The sequence below is a fragment of the Methanosphaera sp. BMS genome, assembly GCF_003268005.1.
In the GTDB taxonomy this organism is placed as follows: Archaea; Methanobacteriota; Methanobacteria; order Methanobacteriales; family Methanobacteriaceae; genus Methanosphaera.
Map to the genome: position 1 here is coordinate 978102 of NZ_CP014213.1, position 18249 is coordinate 996350.

At 29.7% G+C, this 18249-nt stretch carries 11 protein-coding genes; 5 read left to right on the plus strand and 6 right to left on the minus strand.

Translation table 11 applies throughout. The annotated features are described in order from the left end of the window. Nucleotides 1-205 precede the first annotated feature (205 nt). From AW729_RS03520 to AW729_RS03535, 4 genes are all read right to left on the minus strand, one after another. A complete protein-coding gene (locus tag AW729_RS03520; protein ID WP_112123801.1) occupies nt 206-2821 on the minus strand; it encodes an Ig-like domain repeat protein in 2616 nt (871 codons plus the stop codon). A gap of 396 nt (nt 2822-3217) precedes the next feature. Next, complete coding sequence (locus AW729_RS03525) at nt 3218-6982, minus strand: Ig-like domain-containing protein (RefSeq protein WP_162685766.1); 3765 nt, start codon at nt 6980-6982, stop codon at nt 3218-3220. Between the two features lie 311 nt (nt 6983-7293). Beyond that, a complete protein-coding gene (locus AW729_RS03530; RefSeq protein ID WP_162685767.1) occupies nt 7294-9159 on the minus strand; it encodes a hypothetical protein in 1866 nt (621 codons plus the stop codon). Nucleotides 9160-9558: 399 nt separating this feature from the next. Beyond that, on the minus strand, nt 9559-10083 hold the full coding sequence (locus AW729_RS03535) for a hypothetical protein (RefSeq protein WP_112123804.1): 525 nt from the start codon (nt 10081-10083) through the stop codon (nt 9559-9561). An 863-nt stretch (nt 10084-10946) separates the two neighbouring features. Between AW729_RS03535 and AW729_RS03540 the strand changes: the two genes are divergently transcribed. The 5 genes from AW729_RS03540 (at nt 10947) to AW729_RS03555 (ending at nt 17329) form a co-directional block, all read left to right on the plus strand. Next, nucleotides 10947-12965 (plus strand): DEAD/DEAH box helicase family protein, encoded by a 2019-nt coding sequence (locus AW729_RS03540; RefSeq protein ID WP_112123805.1) that lies wholly within the window; start codon nt 10947-10949, stop codon nt 12963-12965. Then, nucleotides 12965-13129: a hypothetical protein gene (locus tag AW729_RS11185; protein ID WP_162685768.1), complete on the plus strand. Its 165-nt coding sequence runs from the start codon at nt 12965-12967 to the stop codon at nt 13127-13129. The genes AW729_RS03540 and AW729_RS11185 overlap by 1 nt, the downstream gene beginning before the upstream one ends. A 1-nt stretch (nt 13130) precedes the next feature. Next, nucleotides 13131-15092, plus strand: a complete 1962-nt coding sequence (locus tag AW729_RS03545) for an AAA family ATPase (protein ID WP_112123806.1) — start codon at nt 13131-13133, stop codon at nt 15090-15092. Further along, nucleotides 15085-15549, plus strand: a complete 465-nt coding sequence (locus AW729_RS03550; protein WP_112123807.1) for a hypothetical protein — start codon at nt 15085-15087, stop codon at nt 15547-15549. Before AW729_RS03545 ends, AW729_RS03550 begins: the two co-directional genes overlap by 8 nt. 517 nt (nt 15550-16066) lie before the next feature. After that, nucleotides 16067-17329, plus strand: a complete 1263-nt coding sequence (locus AW729_RS03555) for a cobalamin-dependent protein (protein WP_112123808.1) — start codon at nt 16067-16069, stop codon at nt 17327-17329. A gap of 118 nt (nt 17330-17447) precedes the next feature. Here AW729_RS03555 and AW729_RS11190 read toward each other — a convergent pair whose 3' ends face one another. Both AW729_RS11190 and AW729_RS03560 read right to left on the minus strand, forming a co-directional pair. Further along, nucleotides 17448-17621, minus strand: a complete 174-nt coding sequence (locus tag AW729_RS11190) for a hypothetical protein (RefSeq protein ID WP_162685769.1) — start codon at nt 17619-17621, stop codon at nt 17448-17450. Between the two features lie 3 nt (nt 17622-17624). Continuing rightward, nucleotides 17625-17834, minus strand: coding sequence for a hypothetical protein (locus AW729_RS03560; protein WP_112123809.1), 210 nt, complete (start codon nt 17832-17834; stop codon nt 17625-17627). Nucleotides 17835-18249 lie beyond the last annotated feature (415 nt).

An 18249-nucleotide genomic window follows, 5' to 3' on the forward strand; every position in this document is an offset into this window, starting at 1 on the left:
ATTTGATTAAATAAATCTTAATATAGATACATTTATTTTTTAAGCTATAAAATACTTTTTAAAATAAGTTAATGATAATAATCACATGCCCTTAGGCAAATAAGATTAATAAAAACAATATGGACAATTAATAAAACATTGAAAAAAATGGTAATCATAGGATAAAAATGAGCATTTTTATCCAATGACTTAAAAATAGGATATTTTATATGATTGTAAGTTTTTGTTCAGCCGTTAATCGTTCAGAACCTGTAGTTACAGCAGTTAATGTGTATTCATTTGCCTTCATGCCTTCAGGAATGACATACTCGATAGTTGCAATTCCATCGGTCACTTTAGCATAGATTACCTTACCGTCAGCATCCTTGAGTGTTTTACCGTTGAGCTTACATACAACTCTTGAAACATCTCCGGTAACTTTTATTGTAAAGGTTACAGTCTGTCCTACACTTGCACTTACAGGTTCGTTTTCAAATTCAATAGAGGATTCTTCCGCATCAACGTATAATGTTGAAGTGCCTTCTGTTTTGGCAATTCCTGATGAACCACTGTAGATGGCAGTTACTGTTAAGTTTTTGCCTGCAAAGTCATCAGAAACGAGATAATCGGCTTGAGCCACTCCGTCGGTTACCTTAGCATAGATGACTTTACCCTGAGTATCTTTGACGGTTTTACCGTTTATTTTAAATGTTACTTTACCTTTTGTGATGGCATTTCCCAGTACGTCTTCAACGTTAGCGGTTAATGTTACTGTTTCACCTGCATTGGCGGTTATGTCATCCATTGTTATAACGGCCCCATATGCCACTACGTCAATGATACTTTGAGTACTGCCCGGTGCGTAGTCGGATGAGGTTGGGATGAATTCAACACTTACATCCAATGAACCTAATTCTGTTGGTGTTAAATCATAGCTGGCACTGGATCCGGTGGCTATGAGTACTTCCTGGCCATTGATAGTGAATAGGAATGTTCCTGTTACTTCTTGTTTATCAGCACCCACTGCATTGGCGGTAATTGTACCTTCCATGTCCTTAACCAGTAGATTTGGTGTTAATTCGACATTAGTGGCAATATAGTTTGATTCTATGACGTTATCTGTACTGTCCTCGTCACATACTACGGCATCATTTCCAAATAATTCCTCAGATACGAAGACATTGTATTTGATTACATTGTTTTTTGAGTTAATCAAGTCTACACAAGCACCGGATATTGTATCAGCATCTGTATTTGTAATGTTTGAGTTTTCAACATCCTCCAGTATGAAGTTGTCATTGTTTGACGTGAATACGCCATTATCTATCAGTGAGTTGGTCATACCCTTGAAGATCACATTAGGACCGTTTGCCACATCATAATTCAATTCATTTGATATACGTGTGTTGTTTCCGTTTGATGAGTATACACCTGTTGTTGTAGGCTGTACTGTATCCCATGAATCGAGATTTGTTTCGTTCGTCTGTCCAATGATATTTAATGTGTTGTTGTATAGATATACGTTATCGGTTAGGGATAATCCGACACCTATAGCATATGTACCCGTGACGTTTATGGTGTTTGATGTTATGTTAATGTTTTTGAAGGTTATGGCAAAATAATCTGAACCGGCAATCTGCATACCATAGGCATTTACTGCTTCAACTGCCATATCGTTGTTTGATATTCTGAAGTTTGATGCTTCGGGAGCTCCCCAAATATTTGCCAGCACCCCGTATGCTGTGTTGTCGGCCTTAAGATAGATTTTGTTGTATTGTATTGTATTATCTGTCATTGGCACCTGTAGTATGTTTAAGCCATAGCTGTAGTATGAACTTGTTATGTTTAGTGTATTGTTGGTTAAATTGTTTTTGTTGGCGTTTACTCCAAGGTTTAATCCATATAGGTATCCGCTTCCTACTGCCTTAAGGTTGTTATTTGTTACAAGATTGTCTTCTGCCTTGCCCAGCACACCACTTACCGTTATCAGGTCACTTGATCCGTCAAAGCCAACTCTGGTATCGGTGTATGTAATGTTATTGTATTGTACAATATTGTTGTTTGACAGGACTGCTATACCTATTACCGGTGATAGATTTGGATTTACATTATAGTCTACAGGAGCTGATGGGCCTGTAATGTCTATCAGGTTATTTTCCACCAGGTTGTTGTTACCGGTTATGTATACTTCACGTGCAAGTGCATTCGTGAATGTTTTGGTAATTTTAGAGTTTTTTAGTGTGTTGCCGTCGGTATTGAAGATTACTGTATTGTTAAGCTTTCTATTGACGAAGCTAATGTTATCAATTATAACTTTTGCCTGATCAAATACACTAATTTGACCTTCATTTAATACTGCATTGTTTCCTTCAACCGTTAGGGTTATACCTCTAAATATGAATGATTTATTGTTGAATGTTCCATCAAGTATCAATGTACTATCTGAAACCACTTCGGTATTTATCAATTCCCCATATTCATCAAAGAACTGACTGTATGTGTCGTCAGTTATGGTGAATGACTGTGCCGTTTTAATGCTTTTTGCATTTTTAACATCCCCCAGGGTATTTTCACCTGAAGGTAATTCATCCATATTTTCATCGTTGACTATGCTTGTAGCTGTATCTTTCTTAACTTCTTTTGTTTGAATGTTCTTGTTGATATAATCATTATTATTATCGACAACCGTATTATCCACATCACCACTTATCGTGTCATCGGCGATACCTGTGGTATCTGTGGCCATACTATCTTGAGCATCATCTGCTGCTACTGCAGAGACTGTTACAAGTAATATGAGTACTGTTGTCAATAAGAATAATCCTTTCATATTCTTATACATAATATTCATCTCATGAGTTAAAATTATTAATCAAAAATGTTTTATTTCTGATTAATGATTATATATATGTCTATATTACTATTAAATACTTACTAAAGCTTGGATTAAATAATAATATCCTAATAGTTTATAATACAGTGAATAATTCATTTATATCGTTTAATTTTATAAAATCATAAATAATTTCTATTAATAATTAAATATTTGGTGTATTGTTTATTCTTAATAAAGCCTTAAAGAACTATTAAAAAAGTAGATATAATACATGTAATAATAATAAAGTTTGAAAAATCCAATAAATATCTAAAATAAAAATGAATAATCGAATAAAAAAATAGTAAAAAAGATAGGATAAGAAAATCATTATTTTTTTTTATCCCATCGAAAATAATCAATCTATTCTGTAATTGTAAATTTTTGCTCAGCAGTTAAACGTTCTCCGCCCATGGTTACGGCACTTAACGTGTAATCTTTTGCCTTCATACCTTCAGGAATTACATAATCAACAGTTGCAATTCCATCAACGACTTTAGCATAGATTACCTTACCGTTAGCATCCTTAAGACTTTTACCGTTTATCTTAAATACAACTTTTGTAGCATCTCCGGTAACTTTTACTGTAAATGTTACAGTCTGGCCAACTTTAGCCGTTACAGGCTCATTTTCAAATTCAATACTAGCCTCATCATCCTTGATTAATAATGTTGAGGTGTTTTGAACTTTTGCAAATCCTGCTGAACCAGCATATACAGCGGTAATGGTATAGTTTTGACCTGCAAGATCTTCAGGTACAGTGTATTCGACTGAAGCTACACCGTCAACTACCTTAGCATAAATTACTTTACCGTTAGCGTCTTTGACTGTTTTACCGTTTACCTTAAATGTTACTTTACCAATGTTGATGTTGTTTCCGAGCATGTCTTTAACAGTTGTTGTGAGTGTGACTGTTTCACCAGCGTTAGCTGTCACTTCAGACACATTCAGTACTGCCTGGTTACTGACTACAGGAATAGTTACTGTAGCTGTGGAAGGCTGGTATGAAGTGCTTGAAGGGATAAATTCAACCGTTAGCTCCAAGTCTCCGATAGTTGTTGGTGTGTATACAACTGTGGTTGTATTGCATGTTTGAGATACTGCAAATTGCTCACCATTTATATATATTGCAAATGTACCGTTAACTTTCTTATTGTCAGATCCAAGGGTACTGACGGTAATGTCATTTTCTACATTTACATATAACTCTTCCGGAGCAACAATGATGTCTGTGGTATATGGTATGTTACTTGTTATTACATTTGTCGTACTTGACTCATCACAAGATACTGCATTATCTCCCATTGCTTCCTGAGCATAGAATGTGTTTGTTTTGATGGTGTTGCCGTTTGAGTTAATCAAGTCAACCGTATTGGCTGAGGTTGTGTTTGCCTTTGTATTTGTAATGTTTGAGTTTTCCACGTTTTCAAGTATGAAATTGTCATTGTTTGATATGAATGCTCCATTATATATCTGTGATGTGGTCATGTCTTTAAAGATTACATTAGGACCGTTTGTCACAGTATAATTTAATTCGTTATATACACGGGTGTAGTTTCCATTTGCTGAGTATACACCAGCTGTTGTAGGCTGTACACTATCCCATGAATAGAAATCTGTTTCGTTTGTCTCTCCGTAGATTTTTAATGTGTTACGGTATAGGTATACGTTATTGGTCATTGATAATCCAACACCCATAGCATATGTACCTGTAACTGTAATATTGTTATATGTTATGTTAAGGTTTTTGAATATTATTGGAGTACCATAATCGGAACCTGCAATCTGTGCTCCATAAGCATTTACTGATTCTACGGTAATGTTGTTGTAGTTTACTTTGAAGTTTGATACTTCAGGTTCTCCCCAGACATTTGCAAATACACCATAAGCGGTTACAAGAGATTTTAATGTAATGTTATTGTATAATATTGCATTGTTTGTCATTGGAACTTCCAGTATGTTTACACCATATGAATAGTACACACTGTCAATGTTCACCTTGTTGTATGAAAACTCATTGTCGTTAGCGTTTACACCTAGGCTTAATCCATATAGATATCCACTACCTACTGCAGTCAGGTTGTTTCTTGTTACGTTGTTGTTTTTGGCTACCCCTAATTTTCCATTGATGGTAATAAGGTCAGTTGATCCGAAACCCTCCTCATTTGTATCGATATATGTTACATTGTTGTATCGAACTATGTTATTGCTTGAAAGTATTGCAATACCGATTACAGGTGATATTGGAAGATCAGAACTATAATCTATAGAAGATGATGGTCCTGTAATGTCAATGCTGTTGTATTCCACAGTGTTTTTATTACCTGTTATGTATACTTCACGTGCAAGTGCATTTGTGAAATTCTTGATAATTTTTGAGTTTCTTAAGATGTTTCCATCTGTTCCAAATATTACACTGTTGTTTAGTTGGCTATTGTTGAATGTAACATTTTCAACTACTGCCCTACCATTAGCGACAGTTACTATCTGACCGTTGTTTAGTACTGCATCGTTACCTTTTATTGAAAATACCGTATCATTAAATACGAATGACTTATTGTTGAAGGTTCCTTCAAGTATCAATGTACTGAAACTGGATAGTTCTGTACTGTTAACTTTACCGTTTTCATCAAAGTACTTACTGTATGTTTCATCGGTTATGGTAAATGTACCTGTTGTTGGCTGGTTATCTTCAATTACGGTTGTTGTTTTTGTAGTTTTTACAGCATCATTACCTGCCTTACCTGCTGCATATATGGTGTTGTTTGCTACTACAACCCCATCTGTTGTGACAACTACCGCCGTTTCATTGGTGGTGTTTATCAGGTTATCTTTTATTGTAACGTTAGCTGCGCTAACTGCTATAGCACCGGTAATGTTGTTGTTTGTTATGTTTGAGTTTTTACCGTTTGAAGATATGGTTATTTCACTTAGGTTAAGATTTGATAGGTTTATAGGCTGGGATACTGTTGTTAAACCTGTAGCTATGCTGTTGGTAAATGAAATATTTGCACCGCTAAGTGTTACATTGAATAATGTATTGTTATTTGCGGTTACATTTGCCTGAAGTGTTACTTTACCTGTTCCGTAATGTACGTTACCATTAAACACACCATTTGCACTTACGGCAACATTTACGGTTCTGTAGAATTCATTATCTATGAATGTACCGTTTGTACCGGAACTGGCTGATCCTCCACTGTAGAATTTGTTACCTTTAATTAATGTACGGGTAGCCATGTTCTGTAACGGATTGCTTATTCCACCGCTTCCACCGATAACTGTACAGTTAATTACATTATTGTCAAAGTTGGTCATGGTGTAACCAGCAGGCATATCCTGAGTATTGTATGGGTTACCTACATATAATAGGTTTCCAACGTTACCTTCACCCTGAACTGTACAGTTTATGATTGTACAGTTGTTACATCCTGTCCATACGAATGATGAACTTCCACCATTGTTTTCTGTGTAGATGGTACAGCTGTCCATCGTAACATTATTACAGTATCTAAGAGAGGTCTGACCTACTCCTCCACCAACACTTGCATCTTTTACATACATTGTCATGTTATACAATACTGAATCATAGAGATTATGTACCCAACATTCGGTATTGTAGAGGTATAATCCACTAATGTTGGAACCGGATGCTCCATTTCTGATTGCAAATAAATTACCAGGATTTTCACCTAATAGACTTCCAGATTTTGTATGTAAACTAATAACTGCATCCTGTGTAGATGATATTACATTAACGGGTTTGTTTATTTCCAATGAATGATTTTTATCAATAGTTCCCTGGAAATCCAATATGTCTCCTTCTGCAATGGAATCGGATAGACTATATTTTTCTCCGCCAAATATTTCATCCACATTATCGTTGTTTACTATGTGTGTTGTTGCATCTTTTTTAACTTGCTTTTCTACATTTTTATTTATATTATTACTTATACTTTTATCAACGACAGCACTGTCGGCCGTATTACTAGCCGCATCATCAACCGATACGGAAGTATCTGCAGCCACATCACTATCAGCATCATCGACCGCTGATACGGCCGCGATACCGACAAGTAGCATGAGTACTGTTGTCAATAAGAATAATCTTTTAATATTCTTATGCATAATTTTCATCTCATGAGTTTAAAGATTATTAATCAAATTTAATTAAATATTGATTAATGATATACTATTTGTATAAATAAATATTAATGATTTACTGTTAGTTTCTATAATACAATAAAATAATAATAATGCATATAAATTAAAAATAATTAAATATATACCAATAAATTAAAAAATAAATAATAAATTGCTTGTTTGATAAAATCAACATATATAACAACACACATGAAAAAAATAACCTTTATCACGCGAGTTTAAAAAGAAAAATAGTATTTTAGTAATGCAAAAAAAATAAGATAAAAAAGAGGATTTTAATGTGAATTATCAAGCACTACATCCTCATCCTTATGGCTAATATTTATAATCGTTGAATCATCATCCACACTAAACAATCCATAGTTGATTACAAGATAATTATTAACACCCATATTGGAAAGGGTAGTGTTGAAAAGATACAATGACGCACTGTTATATAAAGTGGCATTAACCTTGGCCTTGTTTAACGTGAACCTTGAACCGGTAACGGTAACACTGGCCTTAGAATTGTCGTCAACGTTATACAATCCACTACCCACATGACACGTATTATTCTTAACGGCACATACATTCATCCTTAAAGAGCCAATATTATATATTAATCCATACACCGCCCTATTATGATTAACAGTCGTGTAGTTCATGATCAAATTACCGCTATTATATATCGTACCATTACGTGTGGCCTTGTTCTTATATATGTTACCCTTATATATGCTGGCGGTAGCACCACGTCTATTGAAAATAACAGAGCCATATACGGCAGTGTTAAACTTCATCGTAGGAGTATACAAGTCAAGATAACCGCAGTTGTAAATACAGCCGCCCATCTTCAGTGCCACATTATGGTTATAATAATCCTTAGCAGCCTTAAAGACCCTGCAGTTATATAAAACCGCACCCTTAGCTGCAGTATTATAACAGAAACTATTATTATACGAGACAATCTTAGCATTATTAAGAATAATGCCCAAGCCATCGGACGTATTGTTTGTGAATACATTACCGGTTAAGTTAACATCAAACCTATTGTATAATACGGCACCGCTACGGCCAGTATTGTTCTCAAAGAGATTGCCCACTATTTCAAGACGATTCTTGGAACCATAATAATGACTGGTATTTGTCAGATTAATAATGTTGGTCACACTATTAGATAAAAAGCGGTTATGAGATATCCATGAATCGCCAAAATTACTGCATCCGTAAAATAGGATGTAGTTAACGTCATTGTCCTCAAAAAGGTTATCCGAGATATTAAGTAACTCATAATCATGCATACTATATATGACACTGCCCCTATGATTAACGTTGGACGTGAAGTTACAACGGACAATACTTACATTAGCCTGCTGATAAATACGGATAAACGAATCATTATACTGATAAGGATTATCAACACCATCAGAACCATCAAAGCTGTTACCCTTGAAGAGTGAATCGCCTATAAAAAGATTATACTCACTGGAAATGTAGGAACATGAATTATTAGTAAAGCTACAGTTAACAACCGTCAAGTTATCATAAGCATAAATAACATAACTGTCACCGACAAAACTGCAATTGTTCAACAATAAATTAATATTACCAAAGATAGATACACTTGAATTGGTAAAGGTACAGTTGTTAAATGACAAACTTGAAAAAGCGATAGACCTCTCACTATCCATCTCATAAACCGTTTCAAACACGCCCTCAAATGAGACATTTGAATCAAGCACATTCAGGTTATTAACCACAATTATAGATTCACGAAGACCAATATCAAATGAATAATTATTCGTCACCAACGTATTATCGTTAGCCTCAATAGTCAATGACCGCTTAAGTCCACTGCAACCATAAACATCAACAGTAGCGTTAAACGAATCACCGGCAACATAACTAGAATTATTCATATTGATAGTCCTATTCCTACGGACATTCGAATAATTCCTAATAGAGTTACATAATGAGTCATAATCATCAACGGTCACGCTTGGATGAAGATAGTCATTGAGCCTGCGTTGAATTTCATCATCACTCAATGAAGAAGAACTACCCGGCAAATCAGACAGATAACTCGAATCAAGTACATTGCTACGATAAGAAGTACCGGCAGAGCTATCATTCAAATCGGCGGCACAAACACAGCCCACCATGAAAGTCAATAAAAACAATATAAAAACTATGAAAAAGCCATGCGACTTCAAAAATAAAACCTCCCATTAAATTAATAACAATTACTCATCAATAAAAGTAATATCTACATATAGATATATGATTAAAATGCTATATAAAAATAATCAATAATAATAACTTAGCAAAAAAGGATACAAAAAAATATGGAAAGAAGATGAAATCACAACATCCCACTGATTCTTGAATATGAATGATAATTTAAGAAATGTACCATTAATTACATGATACTAACTAAGATATGATAAATGAAAAACGAGATAATAAAAGAGTCATTTAACTTAAAAAATGGTTTTTAAGTTTAAAATATAAAAATAAATATTTATTTGATTTACTAATCATTAAACAAATAAATATTCCCTTTAAAATTCACAAAGTGAAACAATCCAAACAATCCACTGTCTTGCTGATTGAGCACGTCTACGTAAAGTAACTTCCGAATTGATATGATATAATTTCATATCTTTTATAATTTCATATATCTCATCACTTGAGGGAACATGACTTGATACAATAAAACGATAAAATATATCATGAAATGGTTTGTGACTTAATATTAATTCAACAATTATCAAATTTCTAGTTCTTTTATCTAAATTAAATAAAACTTCACCTAGCACTGTTAATTCAGTTCCACTATCTAATATATACAAATAGCGTCCAGCACTAATATAGAAATTAAAGTGTCGTGGTTTAAGATTATGTTTAATTTTCAATTCTTCAATTGACATATTATTTTTTATCGAAAGACAAAAATTTACAAAATTGTTAAAGTTATCCACCTGTGGAAATGGACATTGAGGTTCATCGATAATTTTAACTCGTTTATAAATCTTTAATATCTCTCCTATTGTTATTTTTTTTCTACTTTCATTATTATCCTTCATTTGTACGCCCCCTTCAAAATTCAACCCATTTATCTTCTATGTCATTATACATTATTCAAAATTGTAAATCATAACTACATAGGATCACTTGGTTTAAATCTGCATCAATAAGGATTTATTGTTATTTAATAAACATGCATCAGTACTTTCATAATCTCAAGCAATTTTAGTCTTTGAGAAGAACCTGTTTTTAATTTTTTGTTAAATGAGGTTAATTAATCAGAATATGTCCATCAAAACCAATTTATGATTCAAGATATAAAATTTTTCATTTCTTTCATTTAATCCGGCTTCTAATATACATTCATTATGAATTTACAATATATTACATAAATAAGAATCAATTTTTAAAAGACATATTGTAAAAATTAGAGCAATTTCTACTTTTAAAAGAATCATAAAAAATAGGTTCAACTAAAAAAAAACTTTTTTTACCTCATTATTTATTTTCTATTAATTAAAATACATTATAAAAACATTATTTTTGCATATATAACTTTATGATTTCAAATATAAAAGGTTAAGGTTTAATTAATTAATAATCATTATTAAAACTTATTTTTAGAAAAAATTAATGATCATTTTTTTAAATCACATTGAAAACATTTTTATAATCGTATTGATCATGATCCTTTTAGATCTATTTTTGACACGAATATAAACTATATTTTTACAGTATTTTTTTAAATTATAACGGATTGAAATATTTCTAAATGAATAAAGAATAATAATTGTTTTTTAATTTTTCTTAATTGTGCAAATAATTAAATGGTTATTCAAATAGGCCTTTTTTAGTAACTTATATATTATAATTTAAAGAGATATTAATATAAACTATTAATAATGAATATGTAGGTTATAATATGTCCTTTAATGATATAAAAAATCAAATAAAAAAAACTTATAATTCTGCTGTGGATAATATTGTAGACGATTTTTATAATATTGTTTTATCTGAAGCCGTACGGTATGATAGAATTTCAGGTTTTTTTAGTTCTACTAGTTTAGCAATTGCCGCGAGAGGTATGGATCATTTTATCCAAAATGGTGGACATATGAGATTATTGTGTAGTTGTAAACTAAGTGAAACTGATTTAACTGCTATCAATAATTCGCAAGATTATAAAGAATACATTTCAAAAGAATTTTTAGAAGATATTGATAATTTAGAAGATGAATTAATCAAAAATCATGTGAAAATGTTGGGATGGATGATTTCTAATGATTTATTAGAAATTAAGATTGGTTTAAACATTAAGGATAACCAGAGTGATTCAATGTTACATATTAAAAAAGGTATCTTATATGATTCTGATGAACAAGCAATCTTATTTGAAGGTTCTGTTAATGAAACCGCATATGGTTGGTATAATAACATTGAATCCTTTAAAGTTTTTAATAGTTGGAATACGAATGAATATATTATGGATGATATAAATATATTTGAAGACTTTTGGAATAATAAAAATGAATCATTAGAAGTAATAGATGTTCCAGATGCTTGTAAAAATAAACTTGTAGAGATAGCCCCAAAAACTGAACAAGAATTCAAAAAACTAAATACATTTTTTAAATCTAAAAAACCAATATTAAGAGATTATCAAAAAAAAGCTATTGATATTTGGATAAAAAATAACTGCTGTGGCATATTTTCCATGGCTACAGGTACAGGAAAGACTTTCACAGCATTATCAGCTTTAGATCAATTAAATAAAAAAAATTCCATATTAAATGTTATAGTTTGTCCTCAAAATCATTTAATCAATCAATGGGAAGATAATATTAAACAATTTGGGATAGATTATAAAGTTATTATAGCAAGTGGAGATAATGGAAATTGGGAAGAAGAAGTATTTGATTCCATAATTGATATAAACTGTAGAATTACTAAAAATATAATTATTCTGACAAATTTTGATATATTTTGTAAAGAAAAATTTATTAAATGTATTGAGGAATATGAAGGCATTTCATTAATTATTGTTGATGAAGTACATGGAGTTGGTTCTGGAGAATATAGTAAAGGTTTACTAAATTCTTATAATTATCGGTTAGGTTTAAGTGCAACACCAGATATAGAAGATGATTTAGAAAGAACTGATTTAGTAAATGATTATTTCATAAATGGTACTATTTATGAATATAGTTTAGAAAAAGCAATAAAAAATGGATTTTTAACACCTTATAATTATTATCCCATATTTATAGATTTAGATGATGATGATTTGGATTTATATATTGAATATACACATAATCTAGCCAGATCTTTTTTTAGTAAAACTAACAAAAATAAAGATTCATTTAGTTATTGGGTTAAGAAAAGAAGAGATTTAATAAATAAGGCTCCTCATAAATATGATTTCTTAATAGAATTTTTAAAAGAAAATGAAGATATTAAAGACACAATCATATATTGTAGTGAAAATAAACAGGTTCAAAAAGTTCAAAAAATTCTTAATGAATTTGGTATCAGAAATCATGAATTTACTGGAAAAACATCCCATTCAAAAGATAAAGACAATACTTCTCAAAGAGATAAGATATTAAAAGAATTTGAAAGCGGTTTTTACAATGTTTTGGTAGCTATTAAATGTTTAGATGAAGGTGTGGATATTCCTTCAGCTAAAAATGTAATTTTAATGGCAAGTACAACAAATACACGACAACACATACAACGTAGAGGCCGTATTTTAAGAAAAAGTCCGGGTAAATCTATTGCAAACATATATGATTTAATTGTATTCCCAGAAGTAAATTTCAATGATAGTATGTTTAATAGTATATTATTTAATGAAATGCGTCGATATGATGAATATGCTTATTTAGCAGAAAATTCAACTGAATGTAGTAAAATAATAATTCAAAAAATGAGGCGATTGTAATGATAGATTATGATTTAGAAATTTTAAATTATATTGATAATTCTGATTTTGAAGAGAATATGAAAATTTTTCTGAAATCGGCAATAACTTATGAATTGTTTGAAGAACCTCGACATTATAAAAACAAGTATGATAAATTAATAGAAAATGCTATAGAGGAATAATATGTATTTAGATTATGTTGAATTGGAGAATTATAGACCGTACTACGGTAAACAGAGAATAAATTTTGGTTTTGATGATAATAAAAATTTAACTGTTATTCTAGCTGAAAATGGTAGTGGAAAATCAACATTTGTAAATGGTATTACATGGTGTTTATTTGGTGATGAAAAACATGATGATAGAGAAAAAACAGAACCATTATATAATAAAATCATGGCTGAAGAATTAGAATCTGAGGATTTTACATCTTTAAATGTTAATATAACAATTCGTTTTTTTGATATCATCAATAATGAAAAAAAATATTTCACAGTTTTCCGGAATGAAGAATATAATAATTGGGGAAATTCTTGGGAAAAAAGTACTCAGCATTTAACCATTGAAACATTTGATGGAAGTGTTTATAAAGATGATATGGCTCAATATAAAATTATTGGAACAATACCTGAGGATATGTTTCAGTATTTCTTTTTTAATGGAGCTTCTTTAAATAACTATTTTAATGAAAATTCAAAGTTAAATCTAAAAGAATCAATTTATAATATATCTCAATTAGATATTATTTCTAATGTTCAAAAACATATCAAAGGATGTTTAGATAAATATAATGCTGATTATAAAAAACTTAGCAATAATCATGAAAAAAATTATAATGGATTAATAAATAAGCTCAATAAACAAAAAAGTGCTAAAGAAAATGAACAAAAGGATAATTATAAAAAAATTGATGAAGCTATTAATAATATTAAAATGTGTGATTTAGAATTAGATAATGTTGATATTAGCGAAGTTGATACATTAACTTCAGATAGAGAAAGTATACAAAAGGAACTTAAAAAATCACAAAATGATTATAATGAAATATATGAAAAATATGAGAAAAAAATTATTCAATTATATCCATTAGTCGTTTTATTTGATGAATTAAGTAAGGCTTATGAAATTACTCATAATGCTAAAAAAAAGAAAACAGCTCCTCCTAAAGTTGAAATTGAACTGTTGAGAGATATTTTGAGTGATGGTATATGTATTTGTGGAACAGATATTAATGAACATGATGAATGTATAAAAATTTTAACTGATAGATTAAATAACACCAGTAATGTAACTAAGGATGATTTTTATGAATATTATTATTTATTCCAAGAAAAATTAAAAGAGTTATATTCAATTCATGATATAGATGATATGAAAAATTCATTAAACTCTTTAAAAGAGTCTATCAGTCTTAAAAAAGATCAATTAAATGATATTTCACAAAAATTATCAAATATGAATGAAGCAAAAATTAAAAGATTAGAAAACGAACGAGTGAAAAATATAAATATTAGAGATAGATTACGAAAAGATAATGAAAGGTTATCGAAAGATATTGAAAAATTAGATTCTGATATTGATGATTTGAAAGATGAAAGAGAAAAACAAACTGTAACTAACAGTAAAGCAAGATCTTTGAATAAAAAAATATTTTTTACAGAAGATGCATTAGAAAAAACAAAATCATTATCTTCTGATGTTGAAATGTTTATAAGAAATAAAGTGAATGAAAACACCAAACAACAATTTACAAAGATTAACTGGAAAAATGATAAATATACTGATGTGATTTTAAATGAGGATTATTCAATAAATATTGCTAAGTACGATGAATATGTCACTCCTAATGATCTTTCTGATGGTGAAGTAAATTTATTAGCTTTATCTTTTATGATGGCATTACATAGTTTAATTGGTTTTGAAATTCCAATTTTTATTGATGCACCATTTGAAAATCTAGATACAAATAAACGTTTAGATTTTGTTCAAGGATTACATGCATTCACATCTAACAAACAAATTGTTTTTTTACTAACCGATAGTCAATATACATCAGATGTTAAATCAGCAATGAAACCAAATGTTTTTAATGAATATCAATTAATTCCTCTAGAAAAAAATAAAACGGTGATAAAAAATGAATAATTCAAATTCTGACAGGATTCCAATCGAAAAAAATAAAAGAAACTTATTCACAGAATTAAAAAAAGATATTGAAGGTCCATTAAAAAATTCTGACATTCGTAGTAATGATATTTATAACTTAGCCATAGCATTTGGTTATAAAAATAAAATTAGAATGCCTATTTCTAAAAAAGATCAATTTATACGACAAGAAAATTTTGGAAAATCTTTAAAGGCTATAATTTACTCTTTAGCTATAAGTAATTCAAAAGAAAACATAGATATATTATCTGAAGATTATGATAAGAAATATCTTGTTGCCCAAGAATTTGCAAATGGTGGCATAGACTTTTTATCAAATAGTTATAAAAGAGATGTCGATAAATTCATTAATAAATTAAGATTAGAAATTTCTAAATTAAATAAAGACGATAAAATTTTAAATAAATTAAAAGAAATGGGAATAGAAGATAATTAAATTAATATTTTTTTATATAATTCCTATTTTTCTGGGACAAGAAATTGTCTTCATTTTTTTCTTTTTAAATACCTATTTAAACTGTGATAAATATTTTATTTAAGAATATTTAATCATGCTGTAAATAGTTATCTTGAAACAATGATACTTCAAACAGTGGGATGATTTATAATATATATATATAAAATCAATTAAATTCATAACATTCGAGGGAATTTACTTTAAATAGTGAATATAATTGAAGAATATATTCAGAAAGGGACACAAACTGTTAGGAAAGAGAAAAAAAGAGAAACTTCTCAAACTTATCACATCATAATTAAGTATTTATAGTAGTGATCATATAATTAATACTAGAATATATAATTATAATATTTCCATTAATTATATTGATCATATTTAAACAATGATTAAATTAATCATATTATCAATAATCAAATTTTTAAAATTAATTTAAGTAACTTCATATTGAATAAAAATTGGGAATATAATTTTTTGAATTGACACTGGTGTAAAAATGTTATTTGAAAATTGGATTAATGAAGATATAAAAAAGGTTTTATTAGTTGAACCTAATTTTCCTATCCCTAATAAAAGTAGAAATCATTCTAATTTTCTTCCAATAGGCTTATTAAAGATTGCCAGTTATTTAAGATCCAAATCTATTGATGTGAAATTAATTCGCTATAAACACGATTCTTCAATACAATCCACATTGGATGATCAATTTGAAGAAAAAAAAGACCGATTTAATCCCGATTTAATTTGCATAACTTCAATCTTTACATATTGGTCCAGTCATGTAAAAGATGCTGTCAGTTATTACAAACATATATATCCAGAGGTACCAGTAATTGTTGGTGGTATTTATGCTTCATTACTTCCACAACATTGTAAAGAATATACTAAATGTGATGATGTCATTGAGGGAATAATACCTGAAGCTGAAAAACTAAGACCTGCATATGATTTAGTTGATGTGGATTATCAAATTTTACATACCACCAGAGGTTGTATAAGAAAATGTGGTTTTTGTGGAGTTTATGTTATTGAACCGGATTGGCTTTATAAAAAATCGATTAAAGAGGAGATATTTAAAAAGAAATTAGTTTTTTATGACAACAATCTTCTCGCTAATCCGTACATAAAAAATATTTTAGATGAATTAATTGAATTAAAAAAAGCTAAAAAAATTAGTTATGTTGAATCTCAAAGTGGTTTTGATGGTAGATTATTGATTAATAATCCAACTTTTGCTAAAAAAATGAAAGAAGCAGGTTTTAAAAATCCACGAATCGCCTGGGATCACCATTATTCTGATGCAGATTTTATCCATAAACAATTAAAAATATTGTTTAATGCTGGTTTTAAGCCAAGAGAAATATCAGTATTTATGATTTATAATTTTGATATAGATTATAATGAAATGGAAGATAAACGTGCTAAATGTTTTGAATGGGGAGTTCAAATAACAGACTGTAGAAATAGACCTTTAGATAAAACTACAGATGGGTATAATCCACGTAAAAGAAAACAGACAAGACAAGAATATCATATCAATCCTAATTGGACGGACTATGAAGTTAGATCATTTAGAAGAAATGTTCGTAGACATAACATTTGTATACGAATGGAAGCTGATTACCATAGTTTTAAATTAGAAAGAAAAGCAATACCTCAAGAAAAAGCGAAAGAATATAGATATAAAAGTTATGAAGAAATGAAAGATATTCTTGATGATGTCTGGACACCAAAAATACCTCATTACATTGAAAAATAAGAAGACAATATTGTATTTACAGTAAATAATTACTGTGTAAATATCATCATACTTGATGAATATTATTTTAATCCCCATTTTTTCCGTGAAAATAAATCATTATAATTTTTTAAAGTAACTAACTATCCCCTATTTCTTGTAATGCTCGTTTCATTTCAGATTTACTGGTTCCTTTTGGGAATTGACCTTCTCTAACCGTTCTTCCATTACTATCAAAGTAAGCATTTAATTCAGAATCATATGTTACACCACTACCTGATGAGGATTTTTTTGTTGTTGATTGACTACTCACCTTTTATGTTGTCTTCTTGGTTGTTTGTGTTTGAGTTGTCTGGTTTTCTGTGGTATTGTTTGTGTTGTTGTCTGTTAGGTTTATTGTTGTTTCGTTTGTAATGTTGTTGTCTGTTGTGTTGTCCGGGTGTATTAGTGAGGTTGCTCCCAGTATTGTTATTGCCAGTAGTGCTATTACTACTGCTGCTATTATTATTACGTTGTTTGTTCTCATTTTTTCCTCCTTTGTTTTGGGTTTGCTTTGTGTTATTTATTTATTATTTGTTTTTGTTTTTTATTTATTTTTTGATATACTTTAAATACATAACAATGTTATACAATCATTTTGAATTTGTTTATAAAATTAAATTGAAAAAGTATATATACTAGTTCTGCCATAATAATTATTATACCTATAGGGGTATAGGTATAGTAAGTAAAACGACTGATGATTAAGTAAACTTGATAAAATTATCAAAAAATATTAATTAATATTTTATTAAGGAGGTCATCGAAATGCTTAAAAATATATTTAAAAAAGTTGGTAAAGCATTTGTAAACATTTGTTTAGCATTCATCATGTTAATAGCATTATTTTATTTAAGGTTTTATGAAACAAAACCTTTTTATGCATCAAAAAAAGATTACAT